The organism is Steroidobacter flavus, assembly GCF_042651805.1.
GTDB lineage: Bacteria > Pseudomonadota > Gammaproteobacteria > Steroidobacterales > Steroidobacteraceae > Steroidobacter > Steroidobacter flavus.
Genome location: NZ_JBHSDU010000008.1, coordinates 1 through 1,106, shown reverse-complemented (window position 1 = coordinate 1,106; position 1,106 = coordinate 1). Strand labels below are relative to the sequence as shown.

At 58.0% G+C, this 1,106-nt stretch carries 1 protein-coding gene; it reads left to right on the top strand.

The features are described 5' to 3' along the window. Window positions 1–396: 396 nt before the first annotated feature. Window positions 397–1,106: hypothetical protein (locus tag ACFPN2_RS21355; protein WP_380600370.1), on the top strand; the 710-nt coding region annotated here is incomplete at its 3' end.

Sequence of the window (1,106 nt, the reverse complement as noted above, 5' to 3'; positions counted from 1 at the left end):
TTGGGGAAGGGTAAAGAAAATCTGTTGATGCGAGCCGCCGCTGATGCTGAGATTCAGCCGGGGGACGCGACTTTCTTGGGGTAACTCGTATGCATGCAATCAAAGCATGCGAAATCCCCTTGTTGCGCAGCCCCCGTGCGCCGGTTCGGCCCACGCCGTCGACAGTGCATACGGTGTCATCGAACCTGGACGATCCGCCCTAAGAAGCGCGGGCGTCCTCGCCATCGAGCATCCCCAGACCTTTTGCATCGAGTGCTTGTAGAGGGCTTCACACTCGGACAACTGTTCTCCCATCGAGCCTGTGGCGCTCTACCTGCGTATCGATATCGATTTCGCCAGGCACTCCACCGATGGGTCGATCGACCCTGCCCGCAACAGATGCCGGCTGGATCACTGGTGCTCCTGATCGATGGACTGTGGTTCGAGTTCGAAGGAATTCCGTGGGTTCTGTACCTGGTTGCACTAAAGCCGTGTCGAACTCATCAGGCCACCTTCCTCGACCCGGTGCTGCTGCCTGGGCGAGAGGGCGCCTCTCGCTGGCAACAAGCGGTAGAAGCCATCCCCGTCAACGCCAGAAGGCGTATTTGCGCGGTCGTGGCCGACAATTTGCCGGGAATCGAGAAGATCGCTCGTCGGCACAACTGGATCCTGCAGCTCTGTCATTTTCATCTGCTGCTTAAGTTGCAAGCTCCCCGCCGCAGAGTGCGTTACACGCTGCGTGGAGGCGCGGTTCGCGAGGAAATCTATCAATCGATGCGCGACGCGTTGCGCTTGCCGGCGGGAAAGCGCCTGTCACAAACCATCGAGCGCCTGAGGCGCTTGTCTCGAGGAGACTGTGGAACACTACGCGTCAAAACAGTGCTGTGTCAGTTCCTGATAGACCTGCCGTTCTATCGATCCTATCTCGCTCATCCCAACCTTGGCCTGCCACTGACCACCAACTCGGTCGAATCTATGTGCCGTCTGGTACGTGAGATGCTACGGAGCAGTCGCGCGGGATCCAATCCTAAATCGCTGCTGCTCTGGACCACCGCTCTCATCCGATTACGGCCCACCATCACCTGCAATGGCTATCGGATCAACAGAATTACTTTACCCTTCCCCAA